The following is a 25,440-nucleotide window of genomic DNA, read 5'->3' on the forward strand; positions in this document are numbered from 1 at the left end:
CTATGAATGTATCATCAAGATGTGATTGATACTTTAACACTAATATCAATTGCCTTAGCTGAGTGAGTCAAAAAACCAAGTGAAATATAATCAACACCTGTACTGCCGTATGAAGCTACGTTTTCCAGCGTGATTCCGCCAGAAGCTTCTGTAATAATTGAATCAGGAACTAAATCAATCCAAGCTTTAATTTCTTCAGGAGTTCGATTGTCGAACATGATAACGTCGGTACCCGAGGCAATAGCTTCTTTTACTTGTTCCAACGTTTCAGTTTCAACTTCTATTTTCACCATATGCCCGATTTGTTCCCGAACTTTTACGACAGCTTTTGTAATTGAACCGGCAAAGGAAATATGGTTGTCTTTAATCATGACTCCGTCATACAACCCATAACGGTGATTATAGCCGCCGCCAATTCGGACCGCATATTTTTCTAACATTCGTAAACCTGGTGTTGTTTTTCTCGTATCACAAATACGTGTTTTCGTACCGTTTAATTTTGAAACCGCATTATGGGTTAAAGTGGCTACACCACTCATTCTTTGAACTAAATTAAGGATTACCCTTTCACCCGATAACAAATCCGATATGTTTCCTGTTACCCTAGCAAGGATTTGGCCTTTTTCAATTTTATTGCCATCATGAACATAAAGCTCAACCCTATTTTGATTACTCAGTAATCCGAATCCTACAGTGATAATTTCTTCACCACAAAAAATTCCGTCTTCTTTTGCAATAAAGGAAATTTCACCATACTCTTCTTTTCCGAAAATGAGTTCAGTCGAGATATCCCGTTCACCCATATCCTCAAGAAAATACTGCTCTAGCATAGCTCGTAACTTTAGTTTGTTCATCTTCTTCAAATCTCCCTTTTCCATATTGATAGATCAATTGTTTATTTTGCCAATGATCATCATTCTCTAGAGGAAAATCAGATCTAAAGTGGCCGCCACGACTCTCCGTTCTTTCTAATGCCGCAGTTGTAATAAGTAAAGAGGTCAGGCATTCAAGCGTGCTTTGAATCTCTGAAGCTGATAGATTATCAAATGCTCCAAAATCTTGTTCAAGTTGTACGAAGCCTTCAAGCCAATCCTTTTGCCATTGTAATCCTTCTCTATTTCGGACAATCCCAACCTGTTCCATCATCGTCCTTCTTAATTCGTTCTTGTCTGGGAAGGATAGTGGCATAAAGATTGGCCTTTTTGATTTTAATGGAAATTGGATGTCCTCATTACTAGCCGTACTTAAATTAATGTGCTCTGCCAATCTCTTTCCAAAATACATTCCTTCCAGGAGTGAATTACTGGCTAAACGATTTGCTCCGTGAAGACCTGTACAGGCTACCTCTCCGATCGCATACAAACCAGTAATATTGGTTTGACAATTCATGTCAACCTTTACGCCACCCATGAGAAAATGACTTCCGGGGACAACAGGAATCATTCCTGCCTTCAAATTAATATTATTTTGAATACATAAGGCTGTTATACTTGGAAACTTTTTCGCGAAATGTTCAATCATTGTTATATCAAGAAATATCTCTTCTCCATTTTGGAGATATTCAAAAATGGTTTGTGAAACAATATGGCGGGGAGCTAAATCCTTTAATGGATGGATATCGTCCATGATTGCTTTCCCATTCTTTGTTTTAAGAATTGCCCCTTGTCCTCGAACAGCTTCTGAAATTAGTCCGCATATCTGACCATTTTTAACTAGCATGGTGGGATGGAACTGGATAAATTCTATATCCGTGATTTCCGCTCCAGCAAGATATGCCATAGCGATCCCATCACCAGTTACATTCGGACTATTGGACGTTAGACTATATAAATAACCACAACCACCTGTAGCAATAACAGTGTGGTCTGAGAAATAATATTGGATATTTCCAACGGAATCTTTTCCTTTTACACCGATACATTGCTGTTTTTCATTAATTATTAATTCATATACAAAAATATCTTCAATAACAGAGATATTATTTTTTAAAGTATCGACAAGGAAATCAATGACATGTTTCCCTGTTGCATCCCCACCTGAATGAACGATACGATTCCTACTGTGGGCGCCTTCCATTCCTAGCAACATTTGCCCTAAACGATCTTCATCAAAAGAAAATCCTTTTTGCCGTAGGTCCGTTATTAATTGGGGTGCTTCTTTTGTTATTTTGAAAACAACCTCTTCATTGTTGTGATACCGACCCGCATCCATTGTATCTTTGCTATGATAATAAAAGTGATCGTTTTTGCCAACAGAGGCAGCAATTCCTCCCTGTGCTAAAGATGAGTTACTGTCTTTAATATTAGACTTTGTGAGTATCATCACATTCTTATTTGAATTTATGTGGTGCGCCATTTGCAACGCCGCAATTCCACTTCCGATAATAATCACGTCAGCTTTTTTCAAGATTGTTCCCTCCTGAGACTAAACATGTGTCTTGACACATATCTTTACACAGTTTTACACTTATGACAAGTATTTTTTGAAATTTACAGTTAACTGGAGAGGAAAAATGAAATATTTCGATTACGCCGCAACCTGTCCCTTAGACCAAGACGCTGCTTCTGTATATGTTAAAATCGCGACTGAACATTATGGTAATTCCCAAAGCCTCCATGATATTGGTGATGAAGCCAGTCAATTATTAGAAAACTGCCGTATTGAGTTCTCACAAATGCTAAATGCTGAAAAAGAAGGGATTTTCTTTACAAGTGGAGGGTCAGAAGGGAACTTTCTAGCAATTGAATCGTTACTTTCAGGGAATAAGAAAGATGGTAATCATATTATCACGACAATTGCTGAGCATTCTTCCATTCAAAGTGTAATCGATCGTTTAAAGCTTAACGGATTTCGGATCACTTATTTACCTTTTAATGATGAGGGCTTAATAGAAGTCTCTGAATTTGCTCAGGCAATCTGTGAGGATACAATCATGGCTGTCATTCAGCATGGGAATTCAGAAATAGGGACAGTCCAACCCATTGTTGAAATCGGCAAACTTTGCCAAAAACATGGCATCCTTCTCCATTCTGACTGTGTTCAAACATTTGGTAAGTGGAATCTAAAACAGATTACTCCATATATTGATAGCCTTTCTTTATCAGGTCACAAGTTTTATGGTCCAAAGGGTACGGGCGCAGTTTACATTCGTCCTCAATTGACATGGGTACCTGTTTTTCCAAACACTACCCATGAAAAAGGATTCCGGCCTGGAACTATTAATGTGGCTGGAATTGCTGCAATGACGATTGCTGCAAAAAAAGCGAATTCAACTCTTGATCAAGACATGGTTCACTATTTGAACCTACGGAAGATCTTGATTGATTCTCTAGGACCAGTTTCAGATCGGATTATCATACACGGATCCATTGGTGACCAACATCAGTTACCAAGCATAATTGGAATGAGCATCATAGGGGTTGAAGGTCAATGGATGCTGTTGGAGTGCAATCGTAATGGGTTTGCTATTTCAACTGGTAGCGCCTGCCATAGTGGAATGAAATCTCCCTCACAATCGATGATTGCGTTAGGACTTTCGGGAAAAAAAGCAAAAGAGTATTTTCGAATCTCTTTAGGTCGAGATGTAATTGAGGACGATATTAGAAACCTTGCTAATTTATTTGTTAAAACCGTTTATTCAATTAGTGAGAATTAATTCATACTATGTTCAACAATAAAAACTACAAAATTTGTCCCCAACCTACTTTATTTTTGTTGGGGGTTTTTCTTTTTATGTCTAAAATCAAGATATTTTCCATTTTAAACGAAATATATGGTGAAAAATGATGAAAGATTTTATAATATTCTGAATTTACAAAAATATTAGCAGAAGCTATAATAAAGACTGTATTTGGTAGACAACCAATACAAATCGATCATAGGGGAGGATTTTTATGGCAGTTAATGAAAAGGCTTTCAATAAAGGTTTTGATGATAATGGCGCAGAACTTGATTATTCGAAGATTGTCAAAACAGCTTCATTTCAAAAACTACTTCGCGTAAAAAGAGGCTTTATTGTACCCATGTCAATATTTTTCTTAGTGTTTTATTTTACACTGCCCGTTCTGACCGCTTACTCTGACATCCTGAATCAGAAAGCTTTTGGTGACATTACTTGGGCATGGGTGTTTGGATCAGCTCAGTTCATTATGACTTGGTCCCTATGTGGCATTTATTCTGGAAAAGCTAGAAAATTTGATCAAATGGTCGAGGGAATTATCGAAGAATCTCAGAACTAGTGAACTAAGGGGGAAAAGTTTTGAATAAACTCGCATTCATACTATTTTTGATCATTGTTGGTCTAACGCTTGTTATTACCTACTTTGCTTCGAAAAGGACGAAAACAACCAGCGACTTCTATACTGCAGACAGCAGCTTAACAGGATGGCAAAACGGAATGGCAATTGCAGGTGATTACATGTCCGCTGCATCATTCCTAGGTATTGCCGGAATGATTGCCCTAACCGGTTTCGATGGATTCTTTTATAGCATTGGCTTTCTAGTTGCCTACTTAGTTGTTCTTTATGTGGTAGCGGAGCCCCTCCGAAATCTAGGAAAATATACATTAGCAGACATGATAGCGGCACGTTTCAATGATAAAAAAATCCGAGGTGTCGCAGCCCTAAATACAATGACCATTTCTATTTTTTACATGATTGCACAGCTTGTAGGAGCAGGTGGTCTGATCAAGCTTTTACTAGGTATTGATTATGTATACGCTGTCCTCATCGTTGGAACATTAATGACAGTTTACGTTGTGTTTGGTGGAATGACTGCAACAAGCTGGGTACAAATCGTTAAAGCGGTTTTATTAATGGTTGGAACGTTTATTATCTCAATGATCGTATTTTCAAAATTTGATTTTAATGTAATGAAAATGTTTACTGCCATGAAATCAGCCACACCTTTAGCCGGAACTTTCCTAAATCCAGGAAACAAATTTACCAACCCGTTAGATACGATCTCACTTAATTTAGCCCTTGTCTTAGGTACAGCAGGATTACCGCACATCTTAATTCGCTTCTTTACTGTAAAAGATTCCATTACAGCTCGTAAATCTGTTGTATACGCTACCTGGATAATCGGAATCTTCTATGTTATGACGATTTTCCTTGGTTTTGGGGCAGCTGCCTTTGTAGGCTATGACAATATTGTAGCAGCTAACGCAGCAGGCAATATGGCTGCGCCACTTTTAGCAAAAGCACTAGGTGGAGACTTCCTGTTTGCTTTTATATCTGCAGTAGCTTTTGCTACTATTCTAGCAGTAGTTGCTGGTCTCGTTCTTACAGCAGCCTCCGCCTTTGCGCACGATTTTTATAGTCACATTGTCCGCCGCGGACAAGCCACTGAAAAAGAACAAATTGTCGCAGCACGTTGGGCTTCGATAGGTGTTGCAGTATTATCGATCATCCTAGCGCTGTTTGCACAAAAAATGAATGTTGCTTTCCTAGTAGCCCTAGCTTTTGCTGTAGCAGCAAGTGCTAACCTACCAATTATTTTGTTCACAATTTTTTGGAAACGATTCAATACAACAGGTGCAATCACGGGGATGCTAGTTGGATTAATTACCTCTTTAGTTCTTGTTGCAATCAGTCCAAACGTTTGGTCTCCTGAGGCTGGTGTAGCAATCTTTGTAGGTAAACCGCTGATAAGTTTAACCAATCCAGGAATCATTTCCATTCCAGTCGGATTTATTGCCGCCATTGTTGGTACCCTTCTATCATCTAAGAAAGCTGATGTTAAGAAGTTTGATGAAATTCTGGTGAAAGCTAATACTGGAATTCATAATACGCTGAATTCCTAACTTTTAGGCTGTGTTATAGCTCAATATTGATTTTTGCACAATGTTGATTGGAGTGGTAGGCACGAAGACTCCTGCGGGAGCAGCGGGACAGGTGAGACCCCGCAGGCGCTTCAGCGCCGAGGAGGCTCACCTCCCGCCCCTAAGGTGCGCGAGTGCCTGAAACGGAAATCAACATTCTAGTTTAACAGAGCCAATATTTAAGATATCCACCTACCCCAATTAATATATTTTCCCCCTCTTGAAATCCAAGAGGGGGATTTTTTTGTTTTGTCCTGCTCCCAACACCTTTTTAAAATTTGGGCAAGCCATTAATTAGCGATTTTTCCTGATTATTATCTTTTTTATGGGTAAATATCTTTAGTGGATAGTAGTGGATTTTTCTTGATTTAATGGAAACGTTTAGTACAACTTCCCGTAGGTACACGTATAGATACAGTATAACTAAATACTAATGACAGATGAAGGAGTGAGGTCTTTAAAACATTTTCCCCCAAACTAGAAAGGAGGTGTTGGATTTTTCACAATTCACTCCTTTTTTCACGATCCTCTCATTTCTATTAACAATGACTCTCATTTTTTGGCGACCTAGAGGAATCAATGAGGCAATTCCTGCCACCATTGGGGCAATTTTTGTATTAATAAGTGGCAGTGTATCAATCGCAGATCTAGGTGAGATAAGTTCAAAAGTAAGTGGTGCAGCGATTACAATCATCTCAACTATGGTAATGGCTATTGCATTAGAAAGCTTTGGATTTTTTCATTGGGTGGCAGCCAAGCTTTTGATTGCAACAAAAAACTCTGGAATCAGACTGTTTTGGTTGACTAACCTACTGTGCTTTATGATGACCCTTTTCTTAAATAATGATGGAAGTATTTTAATTACCACACCAATTTTAATATTACTTTTAAAATATATCGGCTTAAAACATCACCAAAAATTACCATATCTTATAAGTGGAGCGATTATAGCAACGGCATCAAGTGCACCCATAGGGGTAAGTAACATTGTGAACCTGATTGCATTAAAGATAATAGGTATGGATTTGTACCTGCACACTATAATGATGTTTGTCCCTGCAACAACTGGACTTTTGTTCCTATCAGGTCTACTTTTTGTGACATTTTATAAAGACCTTCCCAAAACGCTTCCCCTATTGCCCAAACGAATCAGCCTATTTGGATTACAAAATTTTCATCCACTACAATCCGACCCTGATGTGGCATTTGAAAAAAAACAAACCAGACTAATGATTTGGGTTTTAATTTTCATTTTCATTGTACGAATCAGCTTATTTGTCGCATCCTATATCGGAGTCTCCGTTTCTTTAGTAGCTGCCCTTTGCTCAATTGGGTTATTAGGCTGGCGATGGTACATCCTAAAGATTAATCCTTTGGACATGATAAAAAAAACTCCTTGGCATATTTTCATTTTTGCCTTTAACATGTATGTGATTATTTTTGGATTGCACAATATCGGTCTAACCCACCTATTAATTGAGTATATAAAACCTATTGTGTCAAACAGCTTGCTTCATGCTAGTTTGATAATGGGAACCCTTACAGCGATTCTTTCTAATACCTTTAATAATCACCCAGCCCTAATGATTAGTACCTTTGCACTTACGGAAATGGGCCTTGATCCCATTACAATGAAAACCATCTATTTAGCAAATATAATCGGAAGTGATATTGGGTCCCTCCTATTTCCGATTGGTACGTTAGCCTCCCTTATTTGGATGCATATTCTAAAACAACACAATGTGAAAATTACATGGAAACAATATGTTAAGGTTACAATCCTTACAATCCCTCCATCAATGGTTTTCACCTTGATTTGCTTATATTATTGGATTAAGCTGGTTTTTTATTAAAAAATACCAATGAGGTAACCTCATTGGTATTTTTTTGGATATTCAAGGGATATGAACCGTTTTTAAATGCGTTAGCTTCCAATAGATTTTTTGACCTCCTGCTGTGATAAGTTCAACAATATTATTGTGAATACTTTTCACTAACCCTACTTTATTTGGGTTATCACCTAAATCAAAAACAAGGAGTTTACCCTCATATTTTTTTAATTGTTCATCAAATGAGCGAGACAACGGAATACTTGAAGGAACAACAGGTAAAACTGCATTACTCAGTGTATAAGGTGTTAATTGACTTGAATAGGGAATTAGCCATTTAAGATGCTGCATGGAAATAAATAAGGTTTTATAAACTGGTGAGTAAAAGACAATATAATCATTTAAAACACTGGTTATATATCCATGAATAGAGCGATTTCCGGTAACAAAAACCTCCAGGAATTGCCCTTTGGCATTATTGAGTATTTTTCGGTAAGAGATGGTTTCCTTCTCATTTTGAAATGGCATTTTTCCAGTTGGTTGCACTGTTCCTTCTTCATTTATTTTGATGGTTCTTTCTTTAATATTATGGAGGTGCATGAGTGGAATGTATAAATATTCCTGTCCATCAAAAAGGACTAAAATATCAAGACCAATGTCAAGAAGTATTCCTGTAAAAAATGTTCTTCCTGATATTTCAATCTCGACTTCCATATTCAAATAGCTTTTGATCCCAGTCATTTCATCCCCCCTCCTTTTTAAAATTCTAGATAAAATGGTGCATCAGTATTAATCACTAATGCACCATTCATTTATTGCTATAAGTGGTATGTTTATGCGGCTTTTTAATAGAATTTATTTACTACCCTTCCAAACATAATCGATTGTTTTCACAACTTTCTCCCGTTGATATTCTTTACTTTCAGATCTTCTAGAAGTTTTTCTGGATTCTTTTTCTTTGTTTTTGTCCTTGTTCTTGTTTTCATTTCTTTCATTTTTCGCATTATTGGAATTTTGTGTCGACTGATCGTTACTTTGATTCTCTTCACTGTTTTCATTCTGATTGTTTTGACTTAATGACCCTTTTGGACCAGAGCTAATGCTTCTAATATGGTATGGGTGGATTCGTAGTACTTCCTCGTTGCTTACAAGTGTATAGTGACCACCTGCATTTTCAACTAATACACCTTCCATTGCTTCAGGGCCCCCACGATTTATTGACACCCACTTATGCGCCATATGGCTAAATACACCATGAAAATCTTCTGCCTCAAGAAACTCTGGATAGGTAATGATTTGTTGATTATTATTTTGATTATTATTTTGATTATTATTGTTATTGTTATTATTATCGTCGTTAGTTTGGTACTTGCTCACACTTTTTACGTGATCAATATTAAAATAAACAATCCCATCATCTTCCGTGTATAGGATAACAAAACCGTTTGCTACACCAAGTAAGGTTCCATATTTTGTTTCTGGTCCACCTTGGTTAATTTGAATCGTTTCTTTTAATAAGTGATTTAATAGCTGAGAAAAATTGGCTGCCTCAAAGAATTCGACTGTATCTTCATTGGTTTCGGTTACTTGAGTGGAATTAGTCTTTGAATCCTCGCTTATGCTTTTTACATGACGTGCTTGATAATAAACCACCGTATTTTGATTGTTGTTTTGTTGATCGTTATTTTGATTGTTGTTCTGTTGCCCATTTTTCTGGTTGTTATTGTTATTGTTGTTATTGTTGTTGTTATTATTGTTGTTGTTGTTTTGTGCATAAAGTGCTACGTAGTCAGATTTAACATCCAGTAATTTCCCAGTTTTTGATTCTGGTCCTCCTCGGTAAATTGTTACAACTTTACCTTTTAGGGACTCGAGAAACGAGTGATATGATTCGGATAGATCATTACCATCCACATTTTCACTTATCATTATTATCCTCCTTGTCATTTATCCATATTGGTTATTTATAATGCATATATACGTATCTCGTGTGTATAATGACCTAATTAACTTGCCTAATTATGAAAATAAATCTGTTGCCTATCATTCCTTTAGTCTAGTTTATATAATTTGCTTTTAATATATTTTGACCTCCCTTCAATGAAACGGGAAATGAATTCTGGTTCTTTATCAAACTTTTCAATCTTTTCTCTTTCATATGGATCCTGCAAGACAAATGGACGGATATTCTGATGCATTGTCTGTATTATGGGTTCCATATAGTCTATGTTGAATTGTTGGTTTAAGATTTGTTCTAATAAAGTCTTGTATCTCTTCCGAAATGAATCTACATCTAGAATACGAGCAGTTAGTGTATTAAAGCCTTCAATTCTTACATATTTTTCGTCCATAAATTTCCCATTAACATCTCTTCCCCACGTCGCATCATAATCCCATGGGATGATTTCGAACTGTCCAGTTTCTCCATTGCGATATAGTGCATAATTGTGAACAAATCCATCATAGTTTTGCGTGAACACGACTCCAGCAAGCCAACGAAGATATTTATCTACATTTATATATTTTTCAATTTCTATTTCAAAATCAGCCCTCAATATCGTATTCACTTTGATGATCATCTCTTGCAAATAATAATCATCAATCTCTGTTCCACATTTTTTTTGATACCCTAATTCTAGCGACTTTTTTACTTCTTTATCGAGGTCACTCATTAATGAAAAATTGGCATCTCCATCCACTGCGTAAAAAATTGCCCCAGCTGGAAGCTTCCTGTTAGCTAAAAAAAATTCATCAACAGATTCTAATTCGAGATATACTCCTACGTTTTTTCCGTTTATTTTTAAAAAAACATGTCTTGATTGTGGAGACAAGAGCCCGATATCCGAAAAAAAGTCTAACGATAATTTATTTCTTATCAAGGACGGATCTTTATATTCGGCGTTTAAATGGACCTCTTTAGCATTTCGAACCGTTGCAGGTTTAAAAAAAGTGACATGGTAAGATTTTTTATCAAAGTCGCGGATATGGGATCCACGATAAGCGATATCAATATCATATTTACTTTTTTTAACCGTTAATTTCGCCGGGACAGGATCATCACACCAAATATCCCTTCTCAGCTCAATAATGTCTAAAGGATGAATAAATAGCTGATATAACGGAATGTTTGAGTTGGTATACTTATCCAAATTCATAACCCTTTCCTTTTTAATCTATTCCTATGAAAAATAAAGACAAATGACACATAGGGCACTCATCTATTTTTTTAAAACTAAACTTTTGTCTCAGACATTTTATGTGTGGTTGCGTACTTTATATTAGGGAAAAGAACTAGCTGGGTATTTAAGGATATTATTTTCATAATATTGTAGTTTCTTTTTCCATGATATTAGAAAAAGGAGGTTTCTTAATGGGACTATTTTCAGGTGATGATATTCAGCGTGCAGCTGATAATGCAAATGGGATGGGATTATGGGATTTCATGTTCCAAGATCCAAGAGGTCGTAATAAACATGCAAACTCCAGAACAAATAGAAAAAGTCAAAATGTGAGCGTATCACGCCCTAGCAGACAAAGCACATCACGTCCTGTCCGTCAGAAAAGCAGCCGTGGTGAACGGAGAACAACGGATCGGATGCGTTTGCGTTTTCAGATTAAGGGGACGATGAATACTCGCATGACTCGTCGACAAACAAGAGCGACAAGACAAAATCAGGGAAATCGAAATCAAACGAAGGCCACCATGCGAACAACTCGGAGCACTCGTCAAACTATGGGTACCATGAGAACTCGAGGTACTCGTCGGCAAACCATGGGAACCATGCAAAATCAAGCGAACCGCCATCAAACTAGGAGTACCTCCAGAAATAGGAGTTCGTCTCGACTAATTAGTAATACTTCAAATAATTGGAGTTCGCGTCGCTCTACTCGTCGCTCTACCCGTCGTACTACTCGTCGGTCTACTCGCCGCACTACTCGCCGCTCTACCCGTCGCTCTACTCGCCGATCTACTCGTCGGTCTACTCACCGATCTACTCGTCGCTCTACTCGTCGCTCTTCTCGCCGCTCTTCTCGTCGCTCTTCTCGTCGCTCTTCTCGCCGCACTACCCGTCGCTCTTCTCGTCGCTCTACTCGTCGATCTACTCGCCGCTCTTCTCGTCGGTCTACTCGTCGCTCTTCTCGTCGCTCTACTCGTCGGTCTTCTCGCCGCTCTACCCGTCGCTCTACCCGTCGCTCTTCTCGTCGCTCTACTCGTCGCTCTACCCGTCGCTCTACTCGTCGCTCTACTCGCCGCTCTACTCGTCGGTCTACTCGCCGCTCTACTCGCCGCTCTACTCGTCGCTCTACTCGCCGGTCTACTCGTCGCTCTACTCGCCGGTCTACTCGTCGCACTACTCGTCGGTCTACTCGTCGGTCTTCTCGCCGCTCTACTCGTCGGTCTTCTCGCCGCTCTACTCGTCGCTCTACCCGTCGGTCTACTCGCCGCTCTACTCGTCGATCTACCCGTCGCTCTACTTCCCGGTCTACCCGTCGCTCTTCTCGCTACTATACTCGCCGATCATCCACTAGGCGGTCAGTGGACTGTAGGACGCGTAGTATCCGACGCACTACTTGCGGTTCATGTCAGACAATAAATCGAACAAGTCGCCGATCTTCACGGCGTAGCAGTTCTCGACGCAGCAGTTCGCGGCGTAGCAGTTCTCGGCGTAGCAGTTCTCGGCGTAGCAGTTCGAGACGTAGAAGTTCTCGGCGCAGCAGTTCGAGATGCAGCAGTTCGCGGCGTAGCAGTTCTCGGCGCAGCAGTTCACGGCGCAGCAGTTCACGGCGCAGCAGTTCACGGCGCAGCAGTTCGAGACGTAGAAGAAATCGAAACAGGTCTCGAAGCAGATCTCGCAGTAATAAATCCAAAACTACCGACTACAAATTCCACAAAAGATACTGGAACGGTACCAATATGTGGGCATTTAAAATGACTAACGCAGAATAACTAAGAAGCTTGTAGAGAAAAGAGGGACTTTTCTCCACAAGCTCTTTTGTTGTATTATTTATTTTCAGAAAAATATTAGAAAGTATTGTATACATTTTCACAAGTTTCGGCTTTGGGCTCATAAAAACAATGTAGTTTGTACCTTGCAACAAAAGGTTGACTGTACCATTGAGCAGGACAAGAACCACCTGGTCTAAAATACCACAAGCTAAATTTTGCTGGCCAGAATCTTTCCCCATTAATAACTCTTCGTGCAAGCCGTTTTTCCTTTTCTCGAGGTCGTTGATAAAAATATCCATGTATCGTTGCTTCAAAAGCATGTGGCTGGTAAACCATTTGTGGAATCGTACGGAGTCCTTTGAAGTCTGAACAATTTGCTCTTATCCGATTAATTCCAACATTTCCAACAAGCAACATCCCTAAAACGCCTTCCCCTTCTCCTTCTGCTCTAAGCAATCGAGCCATTAGATTAATATCTGATTGATTAGCCTTTACCACCGCCATTGGATCACCTCCATGATATTCCCCCAATATCCTATTCTTTCTTGGGTAAGGATGATATTCAAAAAACAATCCCAAGCCCCAATTCCCAATCCAATTGTGAGAAGAATAATAACTAAATAGTATTCCAACATAATAAAGGCGATGTGAGCAAAGCTGAACTTCACAAAATCATAGTGAAAACGTTTTTTAGCCACTTTTCCATAAAAAAAGAGAGAGCAAAATCTGCTCCCCCTACTTTCCAACTTTTTTATTCAGCATCAAATACTTCTACTTTCTCCATCACATCGCCGTTTTTCATTGCTTTCGCAGCCTCAAGTCCTGATGTAACCTTACCAAAAACAGTATGGACTCCATTTAAATGTGGCTGTGGTTCATGAACAATAAAGAATTGGCTTCCACCAGTGTCTTTACCTGCATGAGCCATTGAAAGGCTACCAGCTTCATGCTTATGTGGATTTCCAACTGTTTCACACTTGATTGTGTATCCTGGTCCACCGGCACCTGTTCCACTAGGGTCTCCACCTTGACTTACAAAACCTGGAATTACTCGATGGAATGTAACACCATTGTAAAATCCATCGTTTGCCAATTTTTCAAAATTAGCAACTGTTCCCGGTGCTTCGTTAGGAAATAAATCAAACTCAATTTTTTCTCCATTTTGCATCAATATGTATCCTTTTTTAGCCATTAATAACATCTCCTTTTGTAAAATCACGTTTATCTTATCATTTTTTTGTTTTTAAGAAAAGGATAGCACGCTACTTCTTCATTATTTTTGGCAATTCAGCATAGATGTTTATGATATCCTCAATTTTCATTCTAACTAACCCACTAGACGATGGCGCTACAAAATCCAATGTCCCCTCAACAACCGATTCTGTTTGTAATCCCCAAGGAATCGCTTTTTTACTGTTATACTCTTGGTACACGCCTTTTCCAACAAAGCACACAATTTCCGGCTTAAAATAACTAATTTTTTGTTTTAGATCCTCTCTTCCTGTTTTGTATTCCTCTCTAGTAATTTCTTGTGCTGTTTTCGTTGGCCTATTAACAATATTTGTGAATCCAAATCCATAATCTAACAACTGGCCATCCTCAGATGAGGAGAATTTTCTAGGTGTAATTCCAGCTTTGTATAATATAGTCCAAAACCGATTATTTGGATTAGCATAATGATGTCCTAATTCACTTGAACGAATACTTGGGTTAAAGCCGACAAATAAGATAGTTAAGCCCTCTTTTAGGTAATCAGGAATTGGTTTCAACATGCAAATTCTCCTTTCTTTTTTACTTTAGCCATTTTAATCTTTGTTTATCAAGTATTTGATTAGCTACGTCCTTTACTATCAGTCCCTTTTTAGTTAAATTACCAGAATACACTGCTCTCTTTTTTGTCTCTATGGTCACTCCAGACTAGTGGAGTGACCGTTCGTCCGCTTTTTTATTCTGTTTGGTCACTCCAGATTGGTGGAGTGACCATTTTCTCTCTTTTTTGTTCTCTTTGGTCACTCCAAACTCCTGGAGTGACCGTTCGCCCTCTTTTTCCCTCTCTTTGGTCACTCCAGACTAGTGGAGTGACCATTTAGGAGGATTATTTAAGATAATCCCTGAGAAATTATTCAATAATCTAACAAAACACTATAAAAATGGTCTATAATATTGTCTAGTTTGTGCTAATCTTCAAACTATTAAGGAGTTACGATAACTATGTTAAAACCAATAACACCCATGTATGACCCATGGGAAGCATATTTAGATATGAAGGAATACGGAAAACTAACCCTAACTAATGTTGAATTCACGACAACTAATCTTTGTAACATGCGCTGTGAACATTGTGCCGTTGGCTACACATTACAGACGAAAGACCCACAAGCGCTACCCATTGATGTTATTCTTAAAAGTTTAGAGGAAATCCCCACTCTTCGCGCCTTAAGCATTACCGGTGGCGAACCGATGCTCTCACTTTCATCGGTGAAAAATTACGTTTTACCCTTGCTAAAATACGCACATGAACGCGGAATTCGAACTCAAATCAATTCAAATTTAACAGTGGACTTGCAGCGATATGAGCTTATCGCCCCCTATTTGGATGTATTACATATTTCACACAACTGGGGAACGGAAGAAGATTTTGCTAACGCTGGCTTTGCAAGAATGGAATCAAAACCTAGTTATTCGCAACGGTTGAAATCCTTTGAACGAATGATAGAAAATAGTCGTGCTCTCGTAAAATCCGGTGTTATGGTTTCCGCAGAAACAATGCTTAACAAAAGAACGTTCCCCTATTTGGAAAAAATTCATCGGCAAATTGTTGACGAAATGCTGTGCCAGCGTCATGAAATACATCCGATGTACCCAAGTGATTTCGCTAGCAATCTAGCATTCCTGTCTATTAATGAAATCAGGCAGGGTATTCACCATTTGCTTGACATTCGTAATCAGGATGTTTGGATGCTTTTCGGAACATTACCATTTTATCCTTGTAATACAAATGAAGAGGATCTATCGTTATTAAAGCGACTTTATGAAAGTCCAAACGTGACTGTTCGAAATGATCCTGATGGACGATCCCGCTTAAATATAAATATTTTTAGCGGCGATATTATCGTGACTGATTTCGGAGACATTCCTCCGTTAGGTAACATCAAAGAAACCGGGTTACAACACGCTTATGAAAATTGGTTAACCACCTCAATGGCTAAACAACTTACTTGTCATTGCCCTTGTGTGGAATGCTTAGGACCTAATATTTTAGTAAAGGATCGCTATTATCCTGAGGTGGATTTTACAAAAAATAATGCCAAAATTTCCAAATAAAAAGGCTCTTTTCTAAAAGATAGTTGTTTTTTAATTGTTTTTTGGAATGAAAACCGTTGATAAAGAAGTTGATTGGAGCGGAAGGTGCGAGACTCCTGCGGGAGCAGCGGGATAGGTGAGCCTCCTGGAGCGGAAATCAACCACACTTCTCTTTGGTAAATAGCAACAAAGTTTACGAAAACAGCCTAAAAAAAAAGAGCAGTGACACTGAAAGTTGTCGTTCTGCTCTTTTGATTTTTCACACAAAAAATCTATGCTTTTTGAAAAAGCTTTCCAGATGCCAACCAGTCCTCGGTATCGTTAATAACCTTTAATGCACTCTTTGAAATAGACATATTCTTGTTTGAATCGATCCACTTTGTTAACGCCTTTATCGTGCTAAAGAAATCCTTTCGGAAAGAGTTACTCACTACTTCAATTTCTAATAGATCTTCCACAATCATCTTTGTCCAAAAAGATTCGTCACATTCGTTCCAGCTTTCAAGCGATTGGCTCTCAAACTGCTCCTTGATGAGGTACACACTACTTCGATACTTCCTTACCGTTCCCTCACCTTTCCCAAACGTTTTCTCTTTAAAAAAGGCGACAAGATCCTTCGCATAAAAATTATCGATACTACTTGGAGTAAAACCTAAATCTTCATAAAAAGGAATATCCTCCTTATCTATTACGTTTTGCGAATAAGGATTCCCAATCTGTTCAACAGAAGTGTGTCTTTCGGCACCTCCTTTGACAAAAGCAGATAAGGGAAGTTTAAGCAGTTTTCGTACTGTATTAAAATCCGCTGTTACTTCTACCTTTTTAAACTGCTGTTTTACCTGTTGATAAAGGTTGTATTCATTTTGTTTCAACCATGTATCCGCCCAGACGACTTGATTACTTTCCACTAATTGACGGATAGATTTATGATTATATTTAGGAATTGTAATGTCTATTTCAGATAGTAAATCTGCCTGTGCATACAAAGCAAAATAAGGCGGAACCTCTTTACTCATTTGAGCAAATGAGTTTTTTATTATTGCATTAAATGGGAGCGTAATAGTCTTTATTTTTTCGGAAACGAACTGGACAATAAGAGAAACATTTTTCAAAATAGACTTTAATTCTTCAGTTTTCTGTTGGTCAAAACTAGTAAAAATAAGTTTATCTTTTTCAATAGAAATGACGCCGAACACTTCTGCTAATAGCACTTCTCCCTCTAATTCATTGTCCCGATATTGCTTCCAATTTCCCACCCACGAAATTATTTTTTTGCCAGCCTCGTCCTTATCAAGGATAAATCCCCTTTCTACCAGAAGAAAGCTTTCTAAAAGAGATTCATTCAAAACTTCATATTCTAGAATGTATTCTGGAATCTCTCGATTTTTACTTTCTTCTTTTACTAGGCCAATCTGCTCCGTTAAAAAAGAACTTAATATTTCAGGGTAAAAATCAAATAAAATCTGCTCGTTACTTAGCTTTTCTGTTTCGACTAGGTTTTGAACTCGATTCACTGCCTGATATAAATTGGTTGGTCCCTTAAAAATCCTAACCCCATTAAAATAATATTTGTCCCCGAACTCCTCAAGTAAGCCGATGGTAGAGTACCATGGTAAAAATTCAGGGATGTTTTCACTCGTATCATTAACAGTGAATTTGTCCTTTGTTAGAACATCTTCAAACACTACATAGTCGTCCCCTTTTTGGACTGCTTCGACCAATTTTAGACTGAGACCGGTCCAACGCTTGGCCATTGTCTTTTCATCAGGTGATAATCTAGCTTCTTGGCTTTGAAAAAACCATTCAATTCCGCGAAGTCCACTTTCATAACGATGGCAAAAAAATAACCAAAATTGAAAAAAACCATCTTCAAAATCCGGTGGAACCGTATGCTCAGACCTCTGAGAAAATTCTGCTTGTAGCTGTGCATACCTGTTAAAAGATAGTTTGGATTCTATAAAACTTCTAATTTTTAATACAAGCTCATGTTTTTGTTGAAAGAACCGTTCTTCCTTGACTTCATTTATTTGAACAACATTTTTTTGTTTCAAGCAGCATTTTTTATACTTTTTACCACTACCGCAGGGACATGCATCATTTCTGTTGATACTCACCAATAATCAAACCTTTCTTGTTTGAGTAATGTTAATCATATTAAGTTCTCTAAAAATTTTCCAGATTTTAATGGTAGATTAATTGTGATACTATTTAATATGAGTTTTTCAAGTTGGGGAGAGTGAAAATGTAGGTGTTTTTGTCCTTAGTAATTCTCATAGTATTTATAATAACAACATTGGTAATTTCAATCAAATCAAAGTGGGTTTTCATTCCTTTTGGAACAATCATTCTTGTTGTCGGAATCACCGCTGGCTGCTCGGTGCCAGAGGAGACGGTTCAAAAGGAAAAACAAAAGCCTGTGGAACAAGCCTTACCACAAAAATTGCCAGATAATAATCAAGCAACAAAAAATGAGACAACCCAAGTGGAAACTCCTGTACAAGGTCAGACAGCAAAGGTTATTTCCGTTACCGATGGGGACACCATAAAGGTTCAACTAGCAAATGGGCTAACTGAAAAGGTTCGATTGATTTTAGTCGACACACCCGAGACAAAACACCCCAGATTAGGTGTTCAACCATTTGGGAAAGAAGCTTCAAACTTTACCTCAAAGGAACTTACTGGGAAAGATGTCACCCTAGAGCTAGATGTCGGACAACGGGATCAATATGGCAGACTTCTCGCCTATGTTTGGTTCGGGAATACTTTATTTAATGAACGCCTCCTTGAAGAAGGATTAGCAAGGGTAGCCGTTTTCCCTCCGAATACGAAATATGTTGATCGGTTCCGTGAGGTTCAAAAAAAGGCACAAGCCTCTGGTATTGGAATATGGAGCATTGAAAACTATGCCCAGGAGGATGGATATCATTCTGAAGGAACAGTAGAGACGCCACCAGCTTCTAATTCTAATTCTAATTCTAATTCTAATTCTGGTGGATCATACACAAACGATCCGAGCGATGATCAAGAAACAAATCTAAGCTGTGCAGGAAAGATTAAAGGAAACGCAAACAGCAAAATCTATCATGTTCCTGGAGGAAGCTACTACGAAAGCACACAGGATAATATCGTTTGGTTTTGCACAGAGGCTGAGGCTCAAGCGGCAGGCTATCGCAAATCTAAGCGATAAGACCACAAGAAAGGACCAATTCCCAAGCGGATTGCTCCTTTCTTGTCATGATATAAGTTAATTATTTCGTTTAAGAAGATCAAATAAGCTAAGTGCAACTATTTTCGTTGCATTTACTAAATCAGCAATGTTTACATGTTCATCCGCTCTATGTCCATTTGCTTCTAATAAAGTCCTCGGCCCAGCCCCAAATAATAGCACTGGAATACCCGCTTCATAAAAATGCCTTGCATCGGTATATAAAGGTGAACCATGAATCAACAGTTCCCCTTCCATGATTTGCTGCCAGTTCCTCTTAAAGGATTGAACAAAAGATGAGTCTTCGGAAATTGGGCCAAAGCTTTTGGCCAATAAAATTCTTTTGATTTCAATTTCTATCCCGTCTACCTTGGCAGCAGCCTTAGTAATAATCGAAATTATTTCTTTTTCTACTTCCTCGGGATTCTCCTCTGGAATGAGACGCCGATCTAAGCGAATCTTGCATTCATCTGGAACGACATTAGTATTAATTCCACCCGAGATCTTTCCCACCACAAGTGTGGGCGAAGTGATCCCGGGAACGTTTGACTTTTTAGAAGCAAGAGTTTTTCGGTATTGATAAAGAACAGCCAGTACTCCTGTCATCGATTCCAAAGCATCATGACCATGTTGGGGCTCAGCTGCATGTGCTTGTTTTCCTTTGATCGTCACTTCCATATGTAAACAGCCATTGTGGGCATTTACAATAGAATAAGAAAAGCCGGGGCAAACGGCATAATCTGGTTTGATCAAATCCTTTTCAAGTAGCCATTTTGGTCCCATTTCTCCACCTGTTTCTTCATCAAACGTAAAAGCAAGTGATACTTTCCCTTCCAAACTGGTAGCCACTTCTCTTAATGCTAAGACAGCAAATATAAAAGTAACGATGTCAGATTTTGAAACTGCAGCCCCTCTGCCATAAAGCTTACCATCAATTATTTCTCCACCATAAGGACCTTTTGTCCAACCTGCCCCTGGCGGCACTACATCACCATGGGAATTTAACGTTATTTCTGGACCTTGTTCGACATCAAACACTTCATAAGCAACCACATTTGAAACCCTGGTCATCCCAATCTTTGCTGATTCTTCAGGGGATATTTCATGCATGGACACTTGCTTAAAATCGTAAGCTTGAAGGCGTTGGTGTACATGCTCTGCAATCACCCCACAATCACCCGGCGGATTATCAGATGGGATCGCCACCAGTTCTTGTAAAAAGCGAACCAAGTCAACTCTCCTGCTTTCAATGAATCGGAGAAGTTTCTGCTTTTCAAATTCATCTGTCATCCTTTCACATCCTTACCATATGTTGTTAAGTTTATCGAATATTAGCTATCTGCTTTACAGTGTCTAGCAATACCTTCGCGCTGACTCTAATGTCATCACCTGAAACATATTCTTCCGGGCAATGACTTAGACCTTTTTCACAACGCACAAAGATCATCCCAATATTTGTTATGGGAGCTATCGCCATGGCATCATGCCCAGCTCCGCTGATCATCCGCTTTGGGCTGACCCCGTTTTCCAACAGGGTTTCTTCAATTATATTAATAAAGATATCAGAGCAAGCGACTGGTGAAACTTCCATTATATTTTCGAATTGGCATGACAACCTTCTTCTTTTACAAATCTCATTTATAATTTCAAAAAGGCCATGAATGAATTCGGTTTTATTCGTTTGATTGGTTCCTCTAATATCAAGTGTCCCAGTTACGGTTTCTGGGATGACATTACTAGCCCCAGGTTTCACCACCAGTTTTCCAACTGTCGCCACAATCGGATCATACAATTTTGCCATTTCTTCAATTTTCATTAGAACCTCGGCAGTTCCCGAAAGGGCATCACAACGATTTTGCATCGGTACCGTTCCTGCGTGTCCAGCTAACCCTTTTATGGTAAAAGAATACCTAGATACACCTGCAATCCCAATAACCACACCACAAGGTTGATTGACCTGTTCAAGCACTGGACCCTGCTCAATATGCAATTCGAGATACCCAAACAATGATTCTTCATTTCGCTTAGCCAAGGGAAAACTTTCTGGTATTAAATATTGGTTTCGCATCGCTCCTGCAAGTGAGATACCGTTATCATCTTTCCTTTCTAAATCCTCCCGAGGAAATGTACCAGCCATCGCTCGACTCCCAAGAAATGTGGTATGGAATCTTGCTCCTTCTTCATCACAAAAACTGATGACTTCAATCGGGTGCTCTGGAATTTCATCATTCTCGTTTAATAGTCCAATGACCTCGATTGCAGTAATTACACCCAAGGTCCCATCATATTTTCCACCATTTAAAACAGAATCAATATGAGAACCTATCAGCAAAACGGAGGCATCTTTCTTCCTTCCTTCAAATCTACCAATCAAATTATTCATGGCATCCTTCCGAACCACCATTCCTGCAGCTTGCATCCAACCTGTCACCAATTGATCCGCTTGTTCACTTTGCTCGGTAAAAGACAAGCGAGTTACACCTAAAGATGTTTCGGAGCATTTTGCCAATTGCTCAATCCTTGATATGATCCTTTGAACGTTAATCTCTTTCACACAATATCCCCCCTTTTTAAAGTGGATGGTTTTGCTCACAATGAAATACACATCGACCATTTACTAAGGTAGCAATTATTTTCCCGCGGAATTTCTTACCAATATAGGGACTATGGGGATGTTTGTAGAACAAATCGTCTTTTTTTAAAATAAAGGCTTGCTTGAGGTCAATAATGGTTATATCAGCGTCGCTACCAACATTCAAGCTTCCCTTTGTTGGATAAAGATTAAATCTTTTGGCTGGGGCGCTTGAGGTCAGCCTAACAATTGTTTCCAGCGGTATCTGTCTTTTCCAATATCCTTCTTCTAATAATATATTTAACATGGATTGTGCACCGGAGATCCCTCCCCAAGCTTCAAAGATGTTTCCACCTTTCATTTCAATTGGAGATGGAGAGTGATCAGAACCGATCATATCGATTTCACCCCTTTGAAGTGATTTCCAAAGTAGTTCAACCTCTTGTTTATCACGTAATGGTGGGGCACATTTAGCAATTGCTCCAAGCTCATCCAGATGATCAACCGTTAAAGATAAATAGTGGGGACATGTTTCTACGGAAATATCGACCCCATCCAATTTGGCCTGTTGAATTTTTCCAACCACACGACTGCTGCTTGCATGAACAATATGAAGCTTACAACCCGTCATTTTTGCAAGGGTGATTACCTTTTGGACTGCCTCTATTTCTGAGGCAACCGGTCTAGACTCTGAATAATCCTTGCCAGTATATCGTCCCTCTTCGATTATTTTTTGTGTTAAAGGCAAGTTGATATGATCACTTTCTGCATGAACAGCTAAAATCATATTTAAATTGGAGATTTTTTCCATACCTTTGTACAAAGTTAACTCATCCGACGAGTGAAAATCGTCGATTCCACTTCCTGACATAAACGCTTTAAAACCTATCACTCCACAGTCTTTTAACTCCTCCATTTGATCTAAATTTTCTGGAACCAAACCACCCCAAATCTGGAAGTTAACCAATGATAACTGATTGGCCAATTGTTTTTTTTTCATATAGTTTTCACGATTTATAGTGGGCGGGGAACTATTTAAGGGCATATCAAAATAGGTTGTAACCCCACCTGCCGCTAAACTCCTACTTCCAGAACTAATCCCCTCCCACTCTGCCCGACCAGGCTCATTTAAATGGACATGGGTATCAATTAATCCCGGAAGGATGTGCAAGTCCATTGCATCATATTGTTGCTTACCCTTTGTTTCAGGGATACCCGTAGATACTTCCACGATTTTACCCTGAAGAATAGCAAGATCTGCTTTAACGATCCCACTTTCAGATACGATAGATCCATTTTTGATGACCAAGTCATATTCATTCACATCATTCACCCTCTTCCTAACGTGAAAATTTTCCGTCGCCGAGGAATTGGGTCATTGAAATGAGTTAACTACCCCGATAGGTTTGATATCCCCATGGTGAAATAAGCAACGGAATATGATAGTGCTGCGACTCACCACTTAAAGCAATCCGAACTGGAACTTCATTAAAAAATATGGGGTCAGCAAGACTAGTCCCGCTAGTTTGATAATACTCTCCAATAAAAAAAATCATTTCATATTCTCCAGTAACAATCTCATTTAGAAGCCCACTTTCGATCCGGCCTTGTTTATTAGTTAGCGCGCTTCCTAACCATTGTCTCCCTTCTTTCACCTCGGGGATTTGCCATAATTCCACCTTTAAATGTGCTGCTGGAATACCTTTGGTCAAATCTAGAACATGAGTAGTTAAACCATGGCTCATCGTTTACTTTCCTTTTGGACAGAAGACAATTTTTCTTTTTCCAAGTCCTGCTTGGTTACTGTAAAGCCTTGAAAACCATAGGGTGGCCGTGGTTCTGTGTAAACCTTACCTTTCGAATGAGGAATTTCATCAACAACGGTTTCCCAAGTACGATTTTGGGATTCAAATAGCACTTCCGACAGCTGGGGGAAACGATCCAGGATTCGTATACCAATCTGGTAAATTAATTGTTGAATGGATTTGGTGTCAAGATCATGAAAAACAGCAGTTGCTATGTCAGTCACTTGTTCTGCTAACACATACTTTTCAGGATTTTCGCCAAATATGTCATGATCCTGCTGATACTTCCAGCTAATATTTAAATGAACAAACAAGGGCCGATTGTCATCTTCAGGAAGGGAGGTGTATTCATCACGAACAAACCCCACAAAAGAATTCCCACTAATTTTGATTAATTGAAGTTCCCTAACACCACTTATATGGGAAATCCTCTTGATTGTATCGCCACTGCGGATTATTTCGACTGTAGAAAAAGATTTTTCATTTCGTGATTTTTTGAAAACTAATTCACTTTTTTGTAGCTGATGTTTTGTAATACAATTTGTTGAAAGAAACGGGATTTCCTCACCTGTTATTTTGACAGTCTCCATTTGTGGATAGGTTTGGAGAAATTGTTGGGCAACCTCATTTAAAAAACCATCAATAGTCGAACCACAATATGAAGCAAGCTGTCTTTGAATAAAGTTTTTCATGGAATCGGTCGCAACCACTAATCCATTGTCGCCCTCAGAAAAAGAGGACAGGAATTGTTTACCACCAATTGCAACCGTGATATTAACGCCAAAGATCACATTTTCTCTCCCTCTGACCGTTGATTCTGGTATCGATTTAACATCTTTTAGTGGTGATGCATATGTCCTGTAGGTAAACACATCACCTTTACCATAAAACATTACCCGATCTGAAGCTGGACTTTCCATACCCGTTCCTCCCCCTTCATTCATCAATAAATCTCTCAATCTAAAAAGAGTAATTTTATTAATTTCGGTTAAGGCAGTTTCGAACTCAATCTGATAAGGGTTGTTTACTCGATTAATCATGGATGAATAAATCGAGGTTTTATTGTGACCACGAACTGCTAGAATAAACGGGAATCCAAATTTTTTTAAATATCTTTGATTAATTTTTACAAAACGATCAAATTCCGTAACTGTTAGTTGGTGAAGGCCAACCTGATTTTGTTCAGTTTGAGAAATCGGATTGATTTTAATACGAGTGCCTAAATCTGGATGAGCGCGAATTAAATCTAATTGCTGCTGTTTTGGAGCTTGTTTTACTATTTCCGTCATTATTTTATGAAGGGATTCGATTGAGCTAAACGGTATATATTCCCATGCTTTCTCTGATACCCACGGGGTGTTTTCAAAAACCCAACCTATTTTAGTAACAAATTCAGTTTCACTCATTTGATTCAATTCTGTGACGGTGATCATCAGACCCCTCCAACGCTAACAACTCTTTCAATCGCCCTAATAATCCCTCCATACCCCGTACATCTGCATAGATTACCGGAAAGAGCCGATTCGATTTCTTCACGGGTTGGTTTGCTATTTTGATCCAGTAAAGCTTTTATCGCCATAATCATACCTGGGGTACAATATCCGCATTGCAGGGCGCCTTCCTGAATAAAAGCTTCTTGAATGGGATGTAAATCCTTTGTCGCTATGCTTTCAATCGTTTCAATTTCTGCTTGATTGGCTTGGTAAGCCATTATTAAACAGGAGTTTACTAACTTACCATTCATTAAGACAGCGCAAACTCCACAGCGCCCGATTCCACATGACAATTTCGTACCTGTTAAATTCAATTCATTTCTAATCATATCCACTAAACGATAGGTAGGTGGAACATCGAGGTTTCTTTTTTGACCGTTAATAGTAAAGGAAAAGGGCATCATTGGTATTGGTTTACACTTGAGTTTATTGGGAAAAAGTTTTTCAACCGACATGGATTCCCC

General features: G+C 38.7%; 23 protein-coding genes. 7 read left to right on the forward strand and 16 right to left on the reverse strand.

Annotated features, from left to right (window positions below; translation table 11 throughout):
• Window positions 1–14: 14 nt before the first annotated feature.
• Together nadC and nadB are read right to left on the reverse strand one after the other, a co-directional pair.
• Window positions 15–854 carry a carboxylating nicotinate-nucleotide diphosphorylase gene (gene nadC / locus B1NLA3E_RS13060; protein WP_015594303.1) on the reverse strand — a complete coding sequence of 280 codons (840 nt, stop codon included), beginning with the start codon at window positions 852–854 and terminating at the stop codon, window positions 15–17.
• On the reverse strand, window positions 808–2,406 hold the full coding sequence (nadB, locus tag B1NLA3E_RS13065) for an L-aspartate oxidase (RefSeq protein ID WP_015594304.1): 1,599 nt from the start codon (window positions 2,404–2,406) through the stop codon (window positions 808–810). Before nadB ends, nadC begins: the two co-directional genes overlap by 47 nt.
• 106 nt (window positions 2,407–2,512) lie before the next feature.
• Between nadB and B1NLA3E_RS13070 the strand changes: the two genes are divergently transcribed.
• The 4 genes from B1NLA3E_RS13070 to B1NLA3E_RS13085 all read left to right on the forward strand — a co-directional run bounded on the left by B1NLA3E_RS13070 (window position 2,513) and on the right by B1NLA3E_RS13085 (window position 7,674).
• Complete coding sequence (locus B1NLA3E_RS13070; RefSeq protein WP_015594305.1) at window positions 2,513–3,655, forward strand: IscS subfamily cysteine desulfurase; 1,143 nt, start codon at window positions 2,513–2,515, stop codon at window positions 3,653–3,655.
• A gap of 238 nt (window positions 3,656–3,893) precedes the next feature.
• The gene (locus tag B1NLA3E_RS13075) at window positions 3,894–4,238 is read left to right on the forward strand and encodes a DUF485 domain-containing protein (protein WP_015594306.1); all 345 of its coding nucleotides are present in this window, start codon (window positions 3,894–3,896) and stop codon (window positions 4,236–4,238) included.
• A 20-nt stretch (window positions 4,239–4,258) separates the two neighbouring features.
• Window positions 4,259–5,803, forward strand: coding sequence for a solute symporter family protein (locus B1NLA3E_RS13080; protein WP_015594307.1), 1,545 nt, complete (start codon window positions 4,259–4,261; stop codon window positions 5,801–5,803).
• 542 nt (window positions 5,804–6,345) lie between these two features.
• Entirely contained in the window at window positions 6,346–7,674 is a 1,329-nt protein-coding gene (locus B1NLA3E_RS13085) for an arsenic transporter (RefSeq protein WP_083935189.1), read from the forward strand.
• A gap of 42 nt (window positions 7,675–7,716) precedes the next feature.
• Here B1NLA3E_RS13085 and B1NLA3E_RS13090 read toward each other — a convergent pair whose 3' ends face one another.
• The 3 genes from B1NLA3E_RS13090 to B1NLA3E_RS13100 form a co-directional block, all read right to left on the reverse strand.
• Complete coding sequence (locus tag B1NLA3E_RS13090; RefSeq protein WP_015594309.1) at window positions 7,717–8,391, reverse strand: hypothetical protein; 675 nt, start codon at window positions 8,389–8,391, stop codon at window positions 7,717–7,719.
• Window positions 8,392–8,505: 114 nt separating this feature from the next.
• The gene (locus tag B1NLA3E_RS13095) at window positions 8,506–9,579 is read right to left on the reverse strand and encodes a hypothetical protein (protein WP_015594310.1); all 1,074 of its coding nucleotides are present in this window, start codon (window positions 9,577–9,579) and stop codon (window positions 8,506–8,508) included.
• Between the two features lie 122 nt (window positions 9,580–9,701).
• Window positions 9,702–10,805, reverse strand: coding sequence for a CotH kinase family protein (locus B1NLA3E_RS13100; RefSeq protein ID WP_015594311.1), 1,104 nt, complete (start codon window positions 10,803–10,805; stop codon window positions 9,702–9,704).
• A 712-nt stretch (window positions 10,806–11,517) separates the two neighbouring features.
• On the opposite strand from B1NLA3E_RS13100, the gene B1NLA3E_RS25330 reads away from it, so the two are divergent.
• Window positions 11,518–12,180, forward strand: a complete 663-nt coding sequence (locus B1NLA3E_RS25330) for a hypothetical protein (protein ID WP_015594312.1) — start codon at window positions 11,518–11,520, stop codon at window positions 12,178–12,180.
• A 54-nt stretch (window positions 12,181–12,234) separates the two neighbouring features.
• On the opposite strand, the gene B1NLA3E_RS24845 is transcribed toward B1NLA3E_RS25330, so the two are convergent.
• The 4 genes from B1NLA3E_RS24845 to B1NLA3E_RS13130 form a co-directional block, all read right to left on the reverse strand.
• Window positions 12,235–12,519 (reverse strand): hypothetical protein, encoded by a 285-nt coding sequence (locus B1NLA3E_RS24845; protein WP_144061477.1) that lies wholly within the window; start codon window positions 12,517–12,519, stop codon window positions 12,235–12,237.
• Between the two features lie 154 nt (window positions 12,520–12,673).
• Window positions 12,674–13,102 (reverse strand): cell wall hydrolase, encoded by a 429-nt coding sequence (locus B1NLA3E_RS13115; protein WP_015594314.1) that lies wholly within the window; start codon window positions 13,100–13,102, stop codon window positions 12,674–12,676.
• A 247-nt stretch (window positions 13,103–13,349) separates the two neighbouring features.
• A complete protein-coding gene (locus B1NLA3E_RS13125) occupies window positions 13,350–13,790 on the reverse strand; it encodes a peptidylprolyl isomerase (RefSeq protein ID WP_015594316.1) in 441 nt (146 codons plus the stop codon).
• 70 nt (window positions 13,791–13,860) lie between these two features.
• A complete protein-coding gene (locus tag B1NLA3E_RS13130) occupies window positions 13,861–14,370 on the reverse strand; it encodes a mismatch-specific DNA-glycosylase (RefSeq protein WP_015594317.1) in 510 nt (169 codons plus the stop codon).
• A 439-nt stretch (window positions 14,371–14,809) separates the two neighbouring features.
• On the opposite strand from B1NLA3E_RS13130, the gene yfkAB reads away from it, so the two are divergent.
• Complete coding sequence (gene yfkAB / locus B1NLA3E_RS13135) at window positions 14,810–15,922, forward strand: radical SAM/CxCxxxxC motif protein YfkAB (protein WP_015594318.1); 1,113 nt, start codon at window positions 14,810–14,812, stop codon at window positions 15,920–15,922.
• Window positions 15,923–16,173: 251 nt separating this feature from the next.
• On the opposite strand, the gene B1NLA3E_RS13140 is transcribed toward yfkAB, so the two are convergent.
• Window positions 16,174–18,015, reverse strand: a complete 1,842-nt coding sequence (locus B1NLA3E_RS13140) for an SEC-C domain-containing protein (RefSeq protein WP_187292104.1) — start codon at window positions 18,013–18,015, stop codon at window positions 16,174–16,176.
• Between the two features lie 134 nt (window positions 18,016–18,149).
• Between B1NLA3E_RS13140 and B1NLA3E_RS13145 the strand changes: the two genes are divergently transcribed.
• Window positions 18,150–19,088, forward strand: coding sequence for a thermonuclease family protein (locus B1NLA3E_RS13145; RefSeq protein WP_015594320.1), 939 nt, complete (start codon window positions 18,150–18,152; stop codon window positions 19,086–19,088).
• A gap of 57 nt (window positions 19,089–19,145) precedes the next feature.
• On the opposite strand, the gene B1NLA3E_RS13150 is transcribed toward B1NLA3E_RS13145, so the two are convergent.
• Genes B1NLA3E_RS13150 through B1NLA3E_RS13175 form a run of 6 tightly spaced genes read right to left on the reverse strand, consistent with a single transcriptional unit; the run spans window position 19,146 to window position 25,431 of the window.
• Window positions 19,146–20,396, reverse strand: a complete 1,251-nt coding sequence (locus tag B1NLA3E_RS13150) for an ArgE/DapE family deacylase (RefSeq protein WP_015594321.1) — start codon at window positions 20,394–20,396, stop codon at window positions 19,146–19,148.
• Between the two features lie 31 nt (window positions 20,397–20,427).
• Entirely contained in the window at window positions 20,428–21,660 is a 1,233-nt protein-coding gene (locus tag B1NLA3E_RS13155; protein WP_236619575.1) for a M20 family metallo-hydrolase, read from the reverse strand.
• A 16-nt stretch (window positions 21,661–21,676) separates the two neighbouring features.
• Window positions 21,677–23,011, reverse strand: coding sequence for an allantoinase (locus B1NLA3E_RS13160; RefSeq protein WP_144061479.1), 1,335 nt, complete (start codon window positions 23,009–23,011; stop codon window positions 21,677–21,679).
• A gap of 55 nt (window positions 23,012–23,066) precedes the next feature.
• The gene (gene uraH, locus B1NLA3E_RS13165) at window positions 23,067–23,423 is read right to left on the reverse strand and encodes a hydroxyisourate hydrolase (protein ID WP_015594324.1); all 357 of its coding nucleotides are present in this window, start codon (window positions 23,421–23,423) and stop codon (window positions 23,067–23,069) included.
• Window positions 23,420–24,916 (reverse strand): factor-independent urate hydroxylase, encoded by a 1,497-nt coding sequence (gene pucL / locus B1NLA3E_RS13170; RefSeq protein WP_015594325.1) that lies wholly within the window; start codon window positions 24,914–24,916, stop codon window positions 23,420–23,422. Before pucL ends, uraH begins: the two co-directional genes overlap by 4 nt.
• Window positions 24,916–25,431 (reverse strand): 2Fe-2S iron-sulfur cluster-binding protein, encoded by a 516-nt coding sequence (locus tag B1NLA3E_RS13175; protein ID WP_041580515.1) that lies wholly within the window; start codon window positions 25,429–25,431, stop codon window positions 24,916–24,918. The genes pucL and B1NLA3E_RS13175 overlap by 1 nt, the downstream gene beginning before the upstream one ends.
• Between the last annotated feature and the right edge of the window lie 9 nt (window positions 25,432–25,440).

The sequence above is a fragment of the Bacillus sp. 1NLA3E genome (assembly GCF_000242895.2).
In the GTDB taxonomy this organism is placed as follows: Bacteria; Bacillota; Bacilli; order Bacillales; family Cytobacillaceae; genus Bacillus_BU.